The sequence below is a fragment of the Glaciibacter kafniensis genome, from assembly GCF_039538945.1.
GTDB classification, from domain to species: Bacteria; Actinomycetota; Actinomycetes; order Actinomycetales; family Microbacteriaceae; genus Cryobacterium; species Cryobacterium kafniensis.
Genome location: NZ_BAABCN010000013.1, coordinates 1 through 16,711 on the forward strand (window position 1 = coordinate 1; position 16,711 = coordinate 16,711).

General features: G+C 65.3%; 12 protein-coding genes. 2 read left to right on the forward strand and 10 right to left on the reverse strand.

The window, feature by feature from the left end; genetic code table 11:
• Positions 1-1,047: 1,047 nt before the first annotated feature.
• From ABD791_RS17430 to ABD791_RS17475, 10 genes are all read right to left on the reverse strand, one after another.
• The gene (locus ABD791_RS17430; RefSeq protein WP_345069042.1) at positions 1,048-3,447 is read right to left on the reverse strand and encodes an InlB B-repeat-containing protein; all 2,400 of its coding nucleotides are present in this window, start codon (positions 3,445-3,447) and stop codon (positions 1,048-1,050) included.
• A 227-nt stretch (positions 3,448-3,674) separates the two neighbouring features.
• The gene (locus tag ABD791_RS17435; RefSeq protein WP_345069044.1) at positions 3,675-5,624 is read right to left on the reverse strand and encodes an InlB B-repeat-containing protein; all 1,950 of its coding nucleotides are present in this window, start codon (positions 5,622-5,624) and stop codon (positions 3,675-3,677) included.
• A gap of 150 nt (positions 5,625-5,774) precedes the next feature.
• Positions 5,775-7,061 carry an adenylosuccinate synthase gene (locus ABD791_RS17440; protein ID WP_345069046.1) on the reverse strand — a complete coding sequence of 429 codons (1,287 nt, stop codon included), beginning with the start codon at positions 7,059-7,061 and terminating at the stop codon, positions 5,775-5,777.
• A 3-nt stretch (positions 7,062-7,064) separates the two neighbouring features.
• Positions 7,065-7,574, reverse strand: coding sequence for a DUF3151 domain-containing protein (locus ABD791_RS17445; RefSeq protein ID WP_345069047.1), 510 nt, complete (start codon positions 7,572-7,574; stop codon positions 7,065-7,067).
• An 83-nt stretch (positions 7,575-7,657) separates the two neighbouring features.
• Positions 7,658-8,332, reverse strand: a complete 675-nt coding sequence (locus tag ABD791_RS17450; protein WP_345069048.1) for a response regulator — start codon at positions 8,330-8,332, stop codon at positions 7,658-7,660.
• Entirely contained in the window at positions 8,325-9,653 is a 1,329-nt protein-coding gene (locus ABD791_RS17455) for a sensor histidine kinase (protein ID WP_345069049.1), read from the reverse strand. Before ABD791_RS17455 ends, ABD791_RS17450 begins: the two co-directional genes overlap by 8 nt.
• A 7-nt stretch (positions 9,654-9,660) precedes the next feature.
• Positions 9,661-10,203, reverse strand: coding sequence for a hypothetical protein (locus ABD791_RS17460; RefSeq protein WP_345069051.1), 543 nt, complete (start codon positions 10,201-10,203; stop codon positions 9,661-9,663).
• Positions 10,204-10,296: 93 nt separating this feature from the next.
• A complete protein-coding gene (locus tag ABD791_RS17465) occupies positions 10,297-10,872 on the reverse strand; it encodes a TetR/AcrR family transcriptional regulator (protein WP_345069052.1) in 576 nt (191 codons plus the stop codon).
• A gap of 17 nt (positions 10,873-10,889) precedes the next feature.
• Complete coding sequence (locus ABD791_RS17470) at positions 10,890-12,854, reverse strand: YhgE/Pip family protein (RefSeq protein WP_345069053.1); 1,965 nt, start codon at positions 12,852-12,854, stop codon at positions 10,890-10,892.
• Positions 12,855-12,856: 2 nt separating this feature from the next.
• The gene (locus tag ABD791_RS17475) at positions 12,857-13,531 is read right to left on the reverse strand and encodes a P-loop NTPase family protein (RefSeq protein WP_345069056.1); all 675 of its coding nucleotides are present in this window, start codon (positions 13,529-13,531) and stop codon (positions 12,857-12,859) included.
• Positions 13,532-13,684: 153 nt separating this feature from the next.
• On the opposite strand from ABD791_RS17475, the gene ABD791_RS17480 reads away from it, so the two are divergent.
• Positions 13,685-14,467 (forward strand): hypothetical protein, encoded by a 783-nt coding sequence (locus tag ABD791_RS17480; RefSeq protein WP_345069058.1) that lies wholly within the window; start codon positions 13,685-13,687, stop codon positions 14,465-14,467.
• Positions 14,464-16,362: a YhgE/Pip family protein gene (locus tag ABD791_RS17485; protein WP_345069060.1), complete on the forward strand. Its 1,899-nt coding sequence runs from the start codon at positions 14,464-14,466 to the stop codon at positions 16,360-16,362. Before ABD791_RS17480 ends, ABD791_RS17485 begins: the two co-directional genes overlap by 4 nt.
• Positions 16,363-16,711: the final 349 nt, after the last annotated feature.

A 16,711-nucleotide genomic window follows, 5' to 3' on the forward strand; every position in this document is an offset into this window, starting at 1 on the left:
GATCAAACTCTCCGTAAATGTTTGATTGACTAACCAAGCAAGCTCGGCGTCACATCTAGTGTGCCTCACCACCGGAATAGGCGGGAAAGACACAAGTTTGAAACTGACAGAACAAATCATTACTGACTTGCTTTGTTGTTATAAATGTTTTCCAAAGGAATCTCCTACCAACCGAAGTTGGTACGAGGTTTTTGGCATTTGACATTGTGCACGCTGTTGAGTTCTCAAGGATCGGACGCACCCAACTTCAGGCCGACAAACGGCTTTCGCTCTGGGGCAACTCGATTGAAACACTTTCGTTCATCCACTCCCGAAGAAGCACACAAACTCATCAAACAAAGAATGAACGAACAAGTCCGTTTGTGTTTTGTTTGGGATTGGCCCCGCTTGAGGCCGCTCAGCTTGCCGCTGACCGAACCTTTGGGGTGACAAGAGATGACTATACGTGGGTTTTCGAGCACCCCGCAAACCGCGAATCATCCCGGGCGTGTCGGCATCCGCCCCCACCTGGCGGGTGCGGCCAACCAGGCCGCCACCGCTCAAGCCGGCTCCCGCCGAACCGTGAGAAACGACGCGTGCGAAACGTTTCACACGCATCACTTCTCACGGCTCGGCGCACGGATGCGGCGACGGGACCGGGCCCCGAGCTTCCGGGCCGCTGCGCGGCATAGTGGTGGACGAATTTGACCCATTTCGTTGGTCGAGGAGGCCGCCCGCGATCGGGTCGAGACCCCGTGAGCCAATGTTTGAACGCAACCCGAGTTCAAGGATCGGCTCGCGAGATCTCGAGACGCGGCCTCCTGCGTCGGCTGCTCCTCGATCAACGAAACGGTCATATACCTCATAGACGCGTGCCCGCACGCTCGCGCGCTCCTCGATCAACGAAACGGTCATGTACCTCATAGACGCGCGCTCCTCGATCAACGAAATGGCCCATAAGCCTCAGAGGGGCACGACCAACGTGGCAAGCGGGCCGGCCCTCACGCACCAACGGGCCCCAGCCGAAGCTGAGACCCGTTGACCCTCAACGAAGACAGAGCGAGGAGGCTACTTCTTCGCCCAGTGGGCGTACAAGGTGGTGTGCACCGTCACCTTGCTCGTGAACTTCCAGGTGCTGCCGCCCGTTGCCTTCGTGTACCAGCCCGTAAAGGTGTAGCCACTGCGCGTCGGAGCCTTCGGCGCCTTGACGACGGTGTTGTAGTTCGTCGTCACCGCAGCGACCTTGCTGCCGCCCTGGGTGTTGAACGTCACCTGCTTCTTCAACGCCGTCCAGTGCGCGTACACCGTCACGTTGTCGGTAATCGCCGACTTCAACGAACGTGCGGTGCCGCCCGTGGCCTTCGTGTACCAGCCGGCGAATGTGTACCCGGTGCGGGTCGGCGCCTTCGGCACCGTGATCTTCGTGTTGTAGTTCACGCTGATCGCCTTCACCGCGCTGCCACCCTGCGACTTGAACGTCACCGTGCGCTTCTGCACCGTCCAGTGCGCGTACACCGTGGTGTCCGCCGTCACCTTGGTGGCGAAGTTCCACGTGCTGCCACCGGTCGTCTTCGTGTACCAACCGGAGAAGGTGTAACCCGTGCGCGTCGGAGACGTCGGCGCCTTAATCGCGGTGTTGTAGTTCGTGCTCACCGGATTGACTGCGGTGCCACCCTGCGGATTGAACGTGACCGTTCGGTTCTGCACCGTCCAGTGGGCGTACAGCGTCACATCCGCCGTCGCCGTGCTCAGGAAGTTCCAGGCGCTGCCTCCCGCTGCCGACGTGTACCACCCCGTGAAGGTGTAGCCCTCGCGACTCGGGTTAGCGGGAGGAGTGATCGTGCTCCCGTAGGACACGGATGCCGACGGTACCGCGCTTCCGCCATTCGAATCGAATCGTGCGGTGTAGCTCTGAATCGTCCACTGCGCGTAGATCGTCTGAGCCGAGGTGATCGCAACCTCGTCGTCCCAGGCGAGCGTGCCCGCTGCATCCGTGGTCCAGCCCGCGAAGTCGCAGCCGACACGCGTCGGCGGGGTCGGCACTGCGGCCAGCTTTCCGTAGTCGATCGTCTGCGCGTCGACGGCACTTCCTGCCTGAGCGTCGAACGTCACAGCGAAACTCTGAATTGTCCACTGCGCGTAGAGGGTGGTGTCTGTGGTCAGCGGTGTCGCGGAATCCCACAGTTCGCCATCGGTTGCCGCGGTGAACCATCCGTTGAAGTCGTACCCGACTCGCGTGGGCGTGGCAACGGATAACCCTTTGTCCTTGGCGATCTGAAGGCTCGGTGCGTACACCTCACTGCTGTTCTCAGGCACGACTCCGTCATTGCGGTACAGCGTGAACGCTGCAGTGTTGCTCACGAAGCTCGCGGGAAGGGTGCCGGTGTTCACCAGCGCACCGAAGACCGGGATGCCTCCTGTTCCGCCGATGATTCCGGAGTTGTCGAGTACGCCGTCGACAACGACGAGGCCGTCGTTCACGAATGTTCCAGAGTTGAAGAACGTCTGTCCGGCGAAGACCCGCACGATGTTGCCGGGAGCGGTTGTCAGCGAGCCCGCGTTGGAGAGCGAACCGAACACGGACCCGGTGTAGCCCGCTCCCGGACCAACGGCAATACCTGAAGCGCTACCTCCCGTGGCTGACACAGACCCTCCGGTGATGGCGATGTTCAGACCAGAACCCAGGTTTCCTCCTCCCAGCCCCGCACCGAGACCGGTGCCAATCGCGTCGACAGTTCCACCCGTGATCGTCAGGGTGCCGGGGTGGCCTGTCACACCGTTGCCGATGCCGGCACCACCGGCGCCGCCGATGGCCGTGACGGACCCGCCGGAGATGCTGATCGTTCCGGCAACATGGTTGTACCCGCCGCCTATTCCCGCTGCCGAGCCCCCGCCAGTTGCATGCACCTCGCCGCCAGTGATCGTGGTCGTGCCGCCGGCCGACCATCCTCCGCTTCCGATTCCGGCACCGAGGTTTCCGCCGGTGGCACGAATCGTTCCACCGTGAATGATGACGGTTCCCGCGTTAGTCTCCGGCTTATCGTTGCTCTTGGGGCTTCCGATGCCAGCACCGGCATCGCCGCCCTGAGCTGTGAGCTCACCCGGGCCGTCGATGATCAGCGTTGATCCGACGCGCACCGCAATGCCCGCCTTCTCGTCCGCACCCGTCACACCCAACGTGTGGTCATTCAGATCGAGGGTCACTGTCGCGCCAACGGGAACGGTCAGCCCACTCGAGGTGATGTCGGCGCCGAGCACGATCGTGTTGCCTGCGCCGGAAGCGGCATCGAACGCTGCGGCGAGCTCAACGGCATTGTTCACCGTCGTCGACACATCCGCGGCGGAGGCGGTGATCGCTGAACCGGCGACAATGCCACCGGAAACGAGGGGAACGACCACGGCGACCGCGATGAGACGCCGGAGGCGTTCCGCGGAAACTCTCGGGCGAAGCAGGGTCAATTGGCGCATCTGAATCCTCCATTGCGTGATGGGCACGCTCAGCGTAGTGATGGAAGGGGGCGTCAGATGCGTTTTTGCCGGTCACAGCCCCGAACTGGGGGCGAAATACCCGCCGCATTCGAGCGGATGCGACGGGTCTCTATTCGGGGAGAGTCTCTACAGGAGCGGCGCGAATGGTCACGCGAGAACGGGCCGCAGCAGAAGCTGAGGCCCGTTCGACTCACGAGGGTCGTGCGTTACTGGTGGAGACGCCGCCGCCGCACGAAGACCAATCCCACGGTTCCCGCACCGAGCAGCGCAAGCGCAAGCAGCGAAGCCAGATTTCCGTCCCAGCCGGTGCTCGCGAGTCCGGACCCGGTCGGTGTCACCGTTCCCGTCGGCGCTGCGGGAACACCTGTCGGAGTCGGCTGGGGCGTCGGCGTCGCTGCAACCAGTTCCCAGTTCGCGTAGAGAGTGAGATCAGCGGTGATGGCCTCGGTGGAATCCCAGGCAACTGAACCCTCTGCATCCGTTGTCCAGCCTGCGAAGGAGTAGCCCGAACGAGTCGGGTCGGCCGGAGGAGTGATCGTGTTTCCGTAGTCAACGGTTACCGCCGGAACGGTGCTTCCACCATTTGAATCGAAGGACACGGTCACACTCGATACCGTCCACTGCGCAAAGAGGATCAGATCGCCACTCACTGCCACGGCCGGATCCCACGCAGCAGAGCCAGACTCATCCGTTGTCCAGCCGGCGAAGTCATAGCCGGTGCGTGTCGGCGAAGTCGGCACGGTTGCTTTGCTTCCGTGGTCGATCAGCTGCGCATCGACCGCGCTGCCCCCTTGAGCTTCGAACGTCACCGTGTGGGTTTGAATCTTCCAGTGCGCGTAGAGGTCGATATCAGTCGTCAGCGCTGTCTCGGCATCCCATACCTTGCCCCCGTTTGGCGCAGTGAACCAGCCGAGGAAGTCATAGTCGCTTCGGGTCGGCGAGGCAGCAGCGACGGCTGCGTCCGTGATGGCCTTCAGGCTCGGCGCGAAGACGTCAACGCTGTCGTGGGTGGCATCGCCGTCATTGGGGTGGAACGTGATGGCCGGGGAACCAACCACAATTCCTGCGGGAAGGGTGCCGGTATTGACGAGTGCTCCGGTGATCGTGACGGCTCCGCCGGAGAGCGTTCCCGAGTTCTCGAGCACTCCATCGACGACGACGATGCCGCCGTTCAGAAACGTTCCCGAGTTGACGAAGGTCTGTCCCGCAGGAATCCGCACCGTGTTCCCCGGCAAGGTCTGCAGCGATCCGCTATTCGAGAGTGAACCGAAATAGTCGCCAGGGTTGTCCTCGCCGGCGCCGATGGCGATTCCGGTGCCACCGGCCGCGATTACCGATCCACCGGTGATGCTGACGGCCAGGCCAGAGCTGGTATAGCCACCGCCCAGCCCGGCTGCGCGGTTGCCGCCGATCGCGGATACGTTTCCACCGGAAATCGAGAGGGTGCCGGTTTGGCTTTGCACACCGCTTCCGATCCCGGCCGCGTCGGCACCACCCAGGGCGATCACGTCTCCGCCGGAGATGCTGATCGAGCCGGGACCGCGGTTGTAGCCGCTGCCGATTCCAGCACCTCCGCTGCCACCCTGTGCGAACACAGTGCCACCGGTGATGCTGATCATTCCGCCCTCTGACCACCCACCGCTGCCAATGCCGGCTCCGATCCTGCCGCCGTTGGCATGGATCGTTCCCCCATTGATGATGATGGTGCCGGCACCTCCCTCTGGCGTATCGTCGCCCACCGGGCTTCCGATTCCTGAAGCAGAATCACCGCCGTTCGCCGTCACGTCGCCCGGTCCGTCGATGATCAGTGTCGAGCTGACCCGCACCGCGATGCCCGCTCGCTCCGGCGCGCCCGTCGCGGTCAGCTCGTATCCATTCAGGCTGAGTGTCACAGTCGCACCGGCGGGAACGATCAGTCCCGCCGAGATGATGTCGGCACCGAGGGTCACCGTGTTGCCCGCACCGGATGCTGCGGCGAAGGCCACGGCGAGCTCAACGTCGGTGGTCACGGTTGTCGATACATCGGCGGCAGCGGCTGTGAGGGCTGATCCCGCGACGACGCCGCCGGAGACAAGCGGAAGGACCACGGCGAGGGCAAGCAGACGTCGCAGACGTGTTGCTGAGACACTCGGGCGGAACGAGATCATTCGGCTCATCTAATCCTCCATCGAAATTGGGCCGCGCTCAGCGTAGTGATCGAAGGGGACGACACATCCGCTTTTGGCGATCCTGCCCCGAAGTGGGGGTGAAAAACCCGCCGCATCCGGGTGGATGCGGCGGGTCGGGCGAAGCAGAAAAGCGCTCGGTTAGTCGATCAGGTCGTGACGCACCACGATCGCCTCACGGTCGGGGCCGACACCGATCGCGGAGATGCGCGATCCGCTCATGGCCTCGAGGGCGAGCACGTAGTCCTGAGCGTTCTTCGGCAGGTCGGCGAACTCTCGCACGCCGGTGATGTCCTCGGTCCAGCCCGGGAACTCCTGATAGATGGGGGTGGCGTGGTGGAAGTCCGACTGGTTGACCGGCACCTCATCGAAGCGCACACCATCGACGTCGTAGGCGACGCAGACGGGGATCGTTTTCAGGCCGTCGAGCACGTCGAGCTTGGTGAGCACGAAGTCGGTGACGCCGTTGATGCGCGCCGTGTAGCGGGCGATCGGGGCGTCGTACCACCCGGTGCGCCGCGGGCGACCGGTGGTGGTGCCGAACTCGAAGCCCTTGGTGCGCAGAAACTCGCCCGACTCATCGAACAGCTCGGTCGGGAACGGGCCGGCACCGACGCGAGTCGTGTACGCCTTGACGACAGCGATAACGCGGTCGATGCGGTTCGGAGCAATGCCAGAACCGGTCACCGCGCCACCTGACGTGGCATTCGACGACGTGACGAACGGATACGTGCCGTGGTCGACATCCAACATCGTGGCCTGGCCGCCCTCGAACAGCACGGTCTTGCCGGCGTCGAGCGCCCGGTGCAGGGTCAGCGCGGTGTCATCGACCATCGGGCGCAGACGCTCGGCGTAGCTGAGCAGGTCGGTGACGATCTCGTCGACGGTGATGGCGCGGCGGTTGTACATCTTGACGAGCATGTTGTTCTTCTGCTCGAGCGCACCCTCCACCTTCTGGCGCAGGATGTTCTCGTCGAACAGATCCTGGATGCGGATGCCGACGCGGTTGATCTTGTCGGCGTAGGTCGGGCCGATGCCGCGACCGGTCGTGCCGATCTGGCGCTTGCCGAGAAAGCGTTCAGTCACCTTGTCGAGGGTGCGGTGGTACTGCGTGATGACGTGCGCGTTGGCGCTCACCTTGAGCTTCGACACGTCGACGCCGCGAGCGATCAGCGCATCGAGCTCCTCGAAGAGCACCTCGATGTCGACGACGACGCCGTTGGAGATGACCGGGGTGACTCCCGGGCTCAGGATGCCGGAGGGCAGCAGGTGCAGGGCGTACTTCTCGTTGCCGACGACAACCGTGTGTCCGGCGTTGTTGCCGCCGTTGAACTTGACGACATAGTCGACGCGGCTGCCGAGCAGGTCGGTGGCCTTTCCCTTACCCTCGTCGCCCCACTGGGCGCCGATCAGTACGATCGCTGGCATTCGTTATTCCTCTCCTCGGATGACTGTGGAGCTCGAAGCTGCTGAGCTCTCAGTCGACGCCGCAGGGATGATCGTGATCAGCTGCGTCGTCGTGTGTTCGGATTCGATCCGGCCGATGGCCGTGGGGTCTGAATCATTCAAGAATGTGGTCAATCGCACGACCTCATCGGTCTCGCCGATCTCTTTGGCGGCACGACGCAACGCATAGAGCGAGCGCAGCACGCCCCGGTTGGGTTCGTGACGCCACGGGATCAGGCCGTGCCCGCGCCATCCGGCCTTGCGCAGCGCATCGAGCCCCCGGTGATAGCCGACCCTGGCATACGCATAGCTCTCGAGGATGCGACCGTTCGCGTAGGCCAGATCGGCGAGCTCGGCCCAGGCGAGCGACGATGTCGGATGCGCGGCGGCAACGGTGTCAATCTCGTGCCTGTCGGTTCGACTGAGCGCCGCGAGCACCTCCGGCTCTGCGGGGAGGAAGATCTCGGGCTGGTCGAGCAAGTTGTCGCCGGGCACACTCAATGCTATCGCGGGGCGAACCGGGAGCGAGCCGGACGGACGCTGAGTGCCACTATGCCGTAGCGCGGGCGCTCAGCAGATCACGAGCGCACGAGCGCGATCGCCTGCGCCCGATCGCGCAGTGCCAGCTTCGCGAAGATCGCGTTGATGTGGGTTTTGACCGTTGCAACACTGACGAACAGTGCCGCGGCGATCTCGGGGTTGCTCAACCCCTCACCGAGCAGGGCGAGCACGTCGCGCTCTCGCTGGGTCAGCGTGGGGAACCGTGCGGCGAAGGTCTCGGGGGTGGCCGCGGGTTCCGGCGCATCAGCTGCGCCGGGACCGCCGAGCAGCGAGCTGATCACCCGGTCGCCGACACCGGCGGCGAGGGTCGTTTGCCCGCTCGCGACGGCGCGCACGGCGGCCGCGACTTCGGCTCGGCCGGCATCCTTCGTGAGGTAGCCGCGCGCACCGGCACGCAAGGCACCCAGGATCGATGCGTCGTCGGCATAGGTGGTCAGCACGAGAATTGCCGTTCCCGGAACCGCGCTCACGATCTGTTGGGTGGCGCCTACGCCGTCGAGAACCGGCATCCGCAGGTCCATCAGAACAACGTCTGGCCGCGTTTCGGTGACGACCCGCACGGCCTCCGCCCCATTCGCCGCCTCGCCGACAATGGAGATGTCGGGCAGCAGCGACAGCACGGTCACCAGGCCATCGCGAATGATCGCTTGGTCGTCGGCGACCACCACGCGGATCACATCGGGCTCAGTCATCGGTTGGTTCCTCCAGCGGGCTGCCCCGATTCAGGTCTAGATTCAGGTCCAGGTTCACCCGCACGGTCACCACAAAGTTATCGTCGGCTTCGCCAGCGTGCAGAGTTCCGCCGAGAGCAAGCGCGCCGAGTCGCTCACGCATACCGGTCAAACCGTGCCCGCCTCCGGTTATGGCCAGGTCGTCAGCGGAGCCCTTCGCACTCGGTCGGCTGGACGGATGCTCGAGCCGCGACATCCGGTTGGTCACGGTGAGCATCACCCGGTCAGCGGCCCACTCGAGCACCACCGTGACAGGCGCCCCCGGCGCATGCTTGCGGGAGTTGCTCAGGCTCTCCTGCAGCGCGCGATACAGCGCATCGGCCTGCGCGGCGTCCAGCGGGCGAGCGTCTCCGCGCTCGACGACGTCGACCGTTGCGCCGAGCGAACGGTGGGCGTTCAGCAGGTCGTGAAGGCTGCGCTCGAAATCGACGGGAGCCACGGCTGTGTTCGCCCGGTCATCAGGCTCGCGCAAGGCGTCGACCGCGCGGCGAGCTTCACCGAGACCGGATGCGGCGAGTGCGCGGGCATCGGCCACCCGCTTCTCTGCCGCCTCGATGTCGCCGGCTTCGAGAAGCGCTTCGACGGCGTCAAGCTGGATCACGAGGCCGCCGAGACTGTGGGCGAGCACATCGTGGATGTCGCGGGCGATGCGGGAGCGCTCGATCAAGGTCGCCGACCGGGCCCGCTCCTGTTCGAATGCGACGCGCTCTTCGAGCAGGAGCCGGGTTGTCGCGTCGGCGAGCCGAGTGCGGCGCCGGCTGAATCCGAGCACGGCCGCCAGGCCGAAGACGCCCTCCATGCCGAGGAGGAGAAGCGGAAGTGCCGGGGCGAGCAACGCCCCGACCGCGATGAGCGCCACACCGGCGACGCCGGCAGAGACGCCGAGCGGGATCGGCCGCGACGGGCGGCTGAGCAGCATGACGATGCCGGCGAACGCCGGGGCGATGGCGAGTCCGTTGGTGGGGACGGCGGCCAGTGTGCCGCCGGCGATCATCACGAGTTCCCCGGTGACGGCGACTGCCGTCCAGCGCAGCGGAACGAGCACTCTGACGATCCACGCGGCCACGGTGATTGCGGTGATCGCGCTGATCGCGCTCTGAGCCGGCGCAAGAGCCGGGCCGACATCGGTGAGGAGCGCGTAGCCGACCACACCGGCACCGATCAGGTTGAGCAGTCGGCCGAGAAGGCTTTGCGGCTGCTCGGCGACGCGCGCGGCGACGCGGGCGCGCGCCGCGGCATCCGTTGCCGGCACTGGCTGCTGCTCGGGGGCTCGTTCGCTCACGAGACAATCATGCAGCAGCGATGGGCACGACATGATCGACCCGGTAGGCGAAGACTGCGGCGCGGGCTGCACGGTTGGCGGCGAACATGATGAAGATCATTCCGGCGGATGCCGCCAGGTGCGAACCCAGAGAGGTCGCGTAGACGTCGATGCCGATGCGTACGGCGATCAGCACGATCCAGAGCGCGAGTCCAATCCAGCCGGTGCGGCTTTGCAGCGCTGGAACGATTCCGCTCCCCCGTCGGGCCGAGCGAGATGCCCAGGCCTCTGCGGCCTCACGACTGAGCGGGCGAAAAGTCGCCATCGCTCCCATCGCCGCACCGACACCGAGGGAGATCACGATCTCGATGAGAAAGATCGCCAGGTCGAGCGTGGTGAGGTTCATCGAGATGCTGCCGCCCGTGAGGGAGAACAGGCCGATTGCGCCGAGCACGATCGGCATGCGCCACATGCGGGTGATCGCGACGGGCTGCCAGGTGACCTGACGGTAACCGATCCAGCAGAGCAGGGCGATGATGAGCAACGCGTTGGCGAGAAGTTGAACCGGCATGAGGATCTCCTGAGGTAGCTGATCGAGGTAGATCCAGCTTCTCGAGAAGACAACAGCCAGCCCACCGCCCAGGGGTGGAGATGCGGGTGGAGATCAGGCCGGGCGCAGCTGCCCGCCGAGCGCCTGCAGGATCGTCGCCGCGACTTCTTCGCGCGAACGCTCCGGCTCAAAGACCAGCCATTCGAGGCCGCCCATTAGCACCGCCCCGAAGACGCTCGAGGCCATCAACTCGCTGGTTCCGTTGTTCTTCGCGGCCGGCGCCGACTCGGCAATCGCCGCAGCGAACTCGCCGAGGGCCTCATGCCGCAACGCGAAGAGAGTTTTCTGCCAGGCCCGGTCGGTTCTGAACATCTCGGCGGCCATCAGCTTGGCCAGCGCCGAATTCTCCTGGATGCGACCGAGCAGGGTGTCGACCAGTGCCTCGATCGCCGACCAGCCGTGCAGCCCGGAGCGAGCCTCCCGCAGAACTTCTGCGAGAGCGCCCACTCCTTGCTCCATCAACTCTTCGAACAGTTGGTCCTTGTTCGTGAAGTTGTAATACACGCTGCCCTTGGCCACGCCGGCGAGTTCGGCGACCTCATCCATCGTGGTTCCGGTGATGCCCTTGGTGGCCGCCAGTTGAAGCGCCGCTTCGAGGATCGCCTTCTTCGTGCCGGTCACCCGTGGCATCTGTTCGCCTCTCGTTCTTAGATCGTCAGCTCGGGGTGCAGACGCTTGATCGTCCACATCCGCTGCTTCGACGCGCTCAACGCACTGATTGCGAGGGATCCGACAAGCAGCATCAGAAGCAACGCCACCGAAACCCACAGCCTATAGTCGGTGCCGCCGGTGATCAGTTCGCGCAGGCCCGTCACCACCCAGGATGCGGGCGTGTAGGGGTGCATCGCCTGGAAGAAGCTCGGTGTGGTCTCGACCGGGTAGGTGCCGCCCGACGAACTCAGCTGCAGCATCAGCAGCACGAGGCTGACCACGCGACCGGCGGCCGAGCCGAGCAGAATGATGAACATCTGCTGCAGCGCCAGAAACGCCAGCGTCGTCAGATAGATGAACGCACTCATGCCGAGCCAGTAGACCGGCTCAAGCCCGATGCCGTAGACCAGCACGAGCACCATGATGATGACCTGGCCGAGGCCGATCGCCATCGCCGGCAGAAATCCGGTCATGACGGTGCGGATGCCGCTGGCCGAGGTGGCCAGCGCCCGCGTCGGCAGGGCGCGCAGGATCAACCACGTGATCAGCGCACCGACGAAGGTCGCCAGGGCAATGAAGAAGGGGGCGAATCCTTCACCGAAGCTCGAGGATTCGTTGTCCCAGGTTTCGGCGAGGGCGACGGGGTTGGAGATGACCGTCGACTTCTCGTCGATCATCGCGCTTGAATCGTTGGGAATCTTGTCGGCGCCCTCGCTCAGCGCGGTCGCGAGCGTATGGCTGCCGTCGACCAGCTGGCCAGCGCCGCTTTCGAGCTGGGTGCCGCCGTCGAGCAGTGCCTGCGATCCTTCGACAAGGCTGTCTGTTCCGGTGGACAGGGTGGAGGTTGCATCGGCCAGCGTCACCGCGCCGGTGTGCGCGGAGTCGACCCCTGCGGCCACCTGGCCGGCACCGGCCGAGAGCTGGTCGGCTCCGGCTGCGAGCTGGGCTGCAGCGGCAGCGAGCGTTGCCGCCCCCGCATCCGTCTGGGTGGCCCCCGCCGCGACCTGGCCGACGCCGGCCTGCAGCTCCTGCAGGGTGGGGACGAACGCGCTGGCCGGGGTGCCGGCCGGGGCGGCGTTGATCGCCGCGATCAGGTCGGAGACGCTGCCCTCCAGAGTGGCGACCCCGCCGGAGACCTGGGCGGTTCCGGCGTTCAGGTTTGCGGCACCGGTCGAGAGCTGGTTGGCGCCAGAGGCGAGTTCACCCGATGAGCTCGACAGGGTCGAGGCCCCGCTATTCAGGGTTGCGAGGCCGTCGGACAGCGAGCTGGCCCCGGTGTTGAGCCTCCCGGCGCCGTCGGCCAGCGCTTCGCTGCCGTCCGCGAGGGTGGCGAGTCCGACCACGAGGTCGCCGGCACCGGCCTTGGCCGTGTCGAGACCGTCGGCCAGTGTCGTGGCGCCATCGGCAGCATCCCGGATGCCGCTGCCCGCGTCGTGTAGACCGACCAGGAGCGTGTTCACGGTCTGGTCGCCGATGTTCAACGCAACGGTGTCGCGCAGCTGCACCATGGCCTGCTTGCCCAGGGTGGAGGCGAGAAAGCTGTTGCTGTCGTTGTAGTTCACCTGCACGACCGCCTGCGTGGGCGCGTCGCTTGCGGCGGAGACCGCGCTTTCGGAGAAGTTCTTGGGGATCGTCACCGAGAAGTAGTAGGTGCCGTCGCTGACGCCCGCCGCGGCATCCGCCGCATCGGTCTTCTGCCAGGCAAGCTCTTTGCCGTCGAGCAGCTGGGTCGTCACATCGTCGCCGGCGGAGAATTGCTCGCCGTCACGGATAGCACCGGTGTCTTCGTTGACGAGGGCGACCGGCAGATTCTTCAGCTCGTCGGTCGGGGCCCAGAACGCCCAGAGATAGAGGGCGCCGTAGATGAGCGGAATGAACAGCAGAACGGCGACGGCAATCTTGGGCAGAGTGCCCTTGGTGAACCGGCGAAGCTCGGTGCCGGGCGAGAGAAAAGCAAACATGGTTAGTGGTCCTCGGTCAGTGTGATGACGGTCGGGCGAGCGGCGAGGCCCGTCCAGAGTTCGGGTTCGGCGGCGGTTGCCGCAACGACGACCGCTGTGCCGTTCGCCGCGATCTCGGCCAGGCGTTCCCAGACCACGCGACGCGAAGCGGGGCTCTGCAACTGCTCAATCTGATCGACGAACAGGATGCGCGGGCGGGAGAGCATCGCCAGCGTCACGCGCAGGAGCATGGCCTGCGTCTCGTCGAGGTCCCAGATCGTCGTCGCGACGGAGGGAAGCGCAACCGGGCCGAAAACCGGGCCGGCGAGTGCAGCGAAGTCGGCATCTCTCGGGCGTCGGATGAACGACCACCACGGGGAAAGCCACGCCTGGCGCTCCCGCACGGCGGCCCAGACCGACACAGAGACCTCGAGGGAATCGATGCCGTCGAAGCCGGCGATCGAAGTTTCCCTCTGCACGACCTTGGCCCGGCGCGGCAGGGAATGCCCGAGCACCTCTGCGGTTCCGGAACCCTGACGCATCCGGCCGGCCAGTGTCAGCAGGGCGCTCGTTCGACCGCTTCCCGCTGGGCCGCACAGCACGGTGACGCCGTCACCGATGCGGAGGGTGACCGGCCCATAAACGGTGCCGCGTTTTGCGGTCAGGGCCAGGTCATCCGCCCAAATAATCGACTGCACGTCGAATCCTTCTTCCTTGTGAAAACTGTCGTACGCAACTTGTACTGACTAGTCAGTCTAAACACGCGAATTGAGCGCTGTCAACGCGAAATCTCTCCGCCGCGGCGCGCAAGCGGCGACCTACACTGAAGAAACCGCAGCTGGGGAGGGCACATGATCATCACTCTCACCGAGGTGAGCAAGGGCCGACACGAGTCGGCGTTGCCACGAATCTCGGCCGAATATCTGAGCGGGAGAGCCTCACTCGCCGTGGCCGAAACCGAGCAGCGACCGAGTGTTCTCGGGCTGATCGCCTCCGGGCGGATGCGTCCGGACAGCGGCGAGGTGCGGATCGACGACACGGTGAACCTCGGCCTGCTGCGCGCCCGCGTCGCCCTCGTCGATGCCCCAGAAGTGAACGATCCGTCTGGCGAAGTGACGGTGTTCGCGGTGGTGGCCGAGGAGCTCATGTTCGCCGGGCATCCGTCTGGACCGCTCGCCACGAAGAATGCGCTGGTCGATCTCGGTGTGAAGGAATGGCGCAACTGGACGATCGGAACGGTTCCCGCGATCGTGCGCATCCGTCTGCTCACCGAACTCGCGATCATGCGTGACGACGTGGAAGGCCTGGTGATCACCGCCCCCGACCGGCACGGCGGCGACCCCGCCGATTGGTGGGGTCGGGCCAATGAACTGGCGCGGCGCGGCTATGCCGTGCTGGTGATCGCCGGGGTCGCGTCGGCCGCAGCACTCGGCATCACCGCAGAGGCCGGCACGATCTTTCACGGTGAGAGAACCGAGCGCTTGGAGCTCGAGCGCTCCGGCCCCGAGGCGATTGCCGCCGGCGAGACTGCCGGCGAAGCGATCACGGTCGGTGAGACCTCGGCCGAGACGTCCGCCGCCGACAGCCCGGCCGATGACGAGCCGACGGCTGACGACCCGGAGGCCCGATCATGAAGGTTCCCGCCATGATCGCCGCGGAATTTCGGCGACTGACCCGCACCCCGATGGCCCGGCTCGCGCTTTTCGCCCTCGCCATCGTGCCTTTGCTTTACGGCGGACTCTATCTGTGGGCCAACCAAGACCCCTACGCGAAACTCAACGAGATTCCTGTCGCCCTGGTCGTCAACGACACCGGTGCGACGAGCGACGGCACCACCACGAACTATGGCGAGGAGATCGCGAAACAGCTGCTGGCCGACGGCACCTTCCAGTGGCATCGGGTCTCCGCCGAGGAAGCCGCCCAGGGCATCGACGATCAGGTCTACGACTTCAGCGTCACCCTGCCCGCGGACTTTTCAGAGGCCATCCTGTCGTCGAGCGGAACCTCGCCGCGGCAGGCCGACGTCATTCTGACCACGAACGATGCGAACAGCTATCTCGGCACCACCATCGGCGAGCAGGCCGTGAAGGCGATCAAGGCGCAGATCGTGGCGCAGGTGAACGAACAGGCCGCCGGAAAGTTCTTGGTCGGGCTGTCGACGATTCGAACGAGTCTCGTCACCGCGACCGACGGCGCTCAGGAGCTGCTCGATGGGGCCAGCACCGCGGCATCCGGTGCCGCCCAGCTGGCGGCCGGCAACGCGGAGCTGGCCTCTGGCTCCGTCGCCCTGCGCGACGGCTTGAACACCCTGGCGTCGGCGACGGCCGACCTTCCGGCTCAGACGGCCGAGCTCGCCGACGGCGCGGCCCAGGTTGCCGCCGGCGACGAGAAGCTCGCCACCGTCGGCAACGAGGTGGGCGCGGTGTCGACGGATGTCGTCAATCAGCTGCAGCCGACACGCGACGCGATTCAGCAGCAGCTTGAGGCATCGGGCGTGCTGACTTCGGCTCAGATCAGCGACGTGCTGGGCCGCCTGGACGTGCTCGGCAACGCCGTGCGAGACGGCAACGCGCGGGTGCAGAACGCGGTCTCGCAGATCGACGCGCTGGCCGCCGGATCCTCCGAGGTTGCGAACGGCGCCCGGCTACTGGCGGATGCGTCTCCGCAGCTGGCCGACGGAATCGCCACGGCGGCTTCCGGGTCGAGCACGCTGGCCGATGGCGCGGCCCAGGCCAGTGCCGGGGCGGCCCAGCTGTCCAGCGGCCTGCCCGAGCTCGTCACCGGCCTGACCACCCTGCATTCCGGCTTGGAATCCGGTTTTCAGAGCATTCCAGAGACGACAGAGGCCCAGCGGGAGGCCCAGGCGAAGAACATCGCGAACCCGGTCGCCGTGCAGACATCCGCTGTCACTCAAGCGGGCACCTATGGCGCTGGTCTCGCCCCGTTCTTCGTCGCCCTGGCGGCTTGGATCGGCATCTACGCCCTGTTTCTCATCGTAAAGCCGGTCTCCCGCCGGGCGATCACCGCGCTGCATTCACCGTTGAAGATCACCCTGGCCGGCTGGCTGACCCCGGCCATGATCGGTGCGCTGCAAATGGTGGGCCTCTACGTGATCGTGGCCGTCGTGCTCGGTTTCAAGGTCGAGAACCCGGCCGGTACCTATGGGCTGATGGCGCTGTCCTCGATCACGTTCGCGGCGATCATCCTGGCCCTCAATGTCTGGCTGGGCAGCGTCGGTCAGTTCATCGGCCTCGTCATGATGGTGGTGCAGCTGGTGACGGCGGGCGGCACCTTCCCGTGGCAGACGTTGCCTGCCCCGTTGGCGACGGTGCACCATCTGCTGCCGATGTCGTACACGGTCGATGGGATGCGGCAGCTGATGTACGGCGGCAATCTGACGGATGCAATGAACGACGTGGTGGTGCTCGCGATCTGGCTGGTCTGTGCGTTCGCGATTGCGGCGCTCGGCGTGGTGCGGATGACGCACTTCCGCACGTTGCGCGATCTGGAGCCGAGCCTGATCGGGTAGCGCGAACCGGGCGTACAGGTGACCATTTCGTTGATCGAGGAGCGCGCGACGCAGGAACACTCAACGAAGGAGCGCGCAGCTCGAGATCCGGCGAGGTCGGCAGGTGTCGTTTTCCGTAATGAACTTCAGAGTCATATGAGCCTGAAGTTCATCACGGAAAACGGGGCACCAGGACTCCGTTGGTCGAGGAGCGCGCGAGCTTGCGAGCACGTGTCTCGAGATCTCGCGAGCCGATGTTCAAACGCAACCCGAGTTCAAGGATTGGCTCGCGAGACCTCGAGACGCGGCCTCCTTCGTCGGCTGCTCCTCGATCAACGAAGTGGTCATCTGCCTCAGAGACACTCGCTGG

What these genes read in the sequence shown, in the direction of transcription:
- ABD791_RS17430 (WP_345069042.1), bottom strand. Translation starts at nt 3,447, where the DNA reads ATGCGCCAATTGACCCTGCTTCGCCCGAGAGTTTCCGCGGAACGCCTC.
- ABD791_RS17435 (WP_345069044.1), bottom strand. Translation starts at nt 5,624, where the DNA reads ATGAGCCGAATGATCTCGTTCCGCCCGAGTGTCTCAGCAACACGTCTG.
- ABD791_RS17440 (WP_345069046.1), bottom strand. Translation starts at nt 7,061, where the DNA reads ATGCCAGCGATCGTACTGATCGGCGCCCAGTGGGGCGACGAGGGTAAG.
- ABD791_RS17450 (WP_345069048.1), bottom strand. Translation starts at nt 8,332, where the DNA reads ATGACTGAGCCCGATGTGATCCGCGTGGTGGTCGCCGACGACCAAGCG.
- ABD791_RS17460 (WP_345069051.1), bottom strand. Translation starts at nt 10,203, where the DNA reads ATGCCGGTTCAACTTCTCGCCAACGCGTTGCTCATCATCGCCCTGCTC.
- ABD791_RS17465 (WP_345069052.1), bottom strand. Translation starts at nt 10,872, where the DNA reads ATGCCACGGGTGACCGGCACGAAGAAGGCGATCCTCGAAGCGGCGCTT.
- ABD791_RS17470 (WP_345069053.1), bottom strand. Translation starts at nt 12,854, where the DNA reads ATGTTTGCTTTTCTCTCGCCCGGCACCGAGCTTCGCCGGTTCACCAAG.
- ABD791_RS17480 (WP_345069058.1), top strand. Translation starts at nt 13,685, where the DNA reads ATGATCATCACTCTCACCGAGGTGAGCAAGGGCCGACACGAGTCGGCG.
- ABD791_RS17485 (WP_345069060.1), top strand. Translation starts at nt 14,464, where the DNA reads ATGAAGGTTCCCGCCATGATCGCCGCGGAATTTCGGCGACTGACCCGC.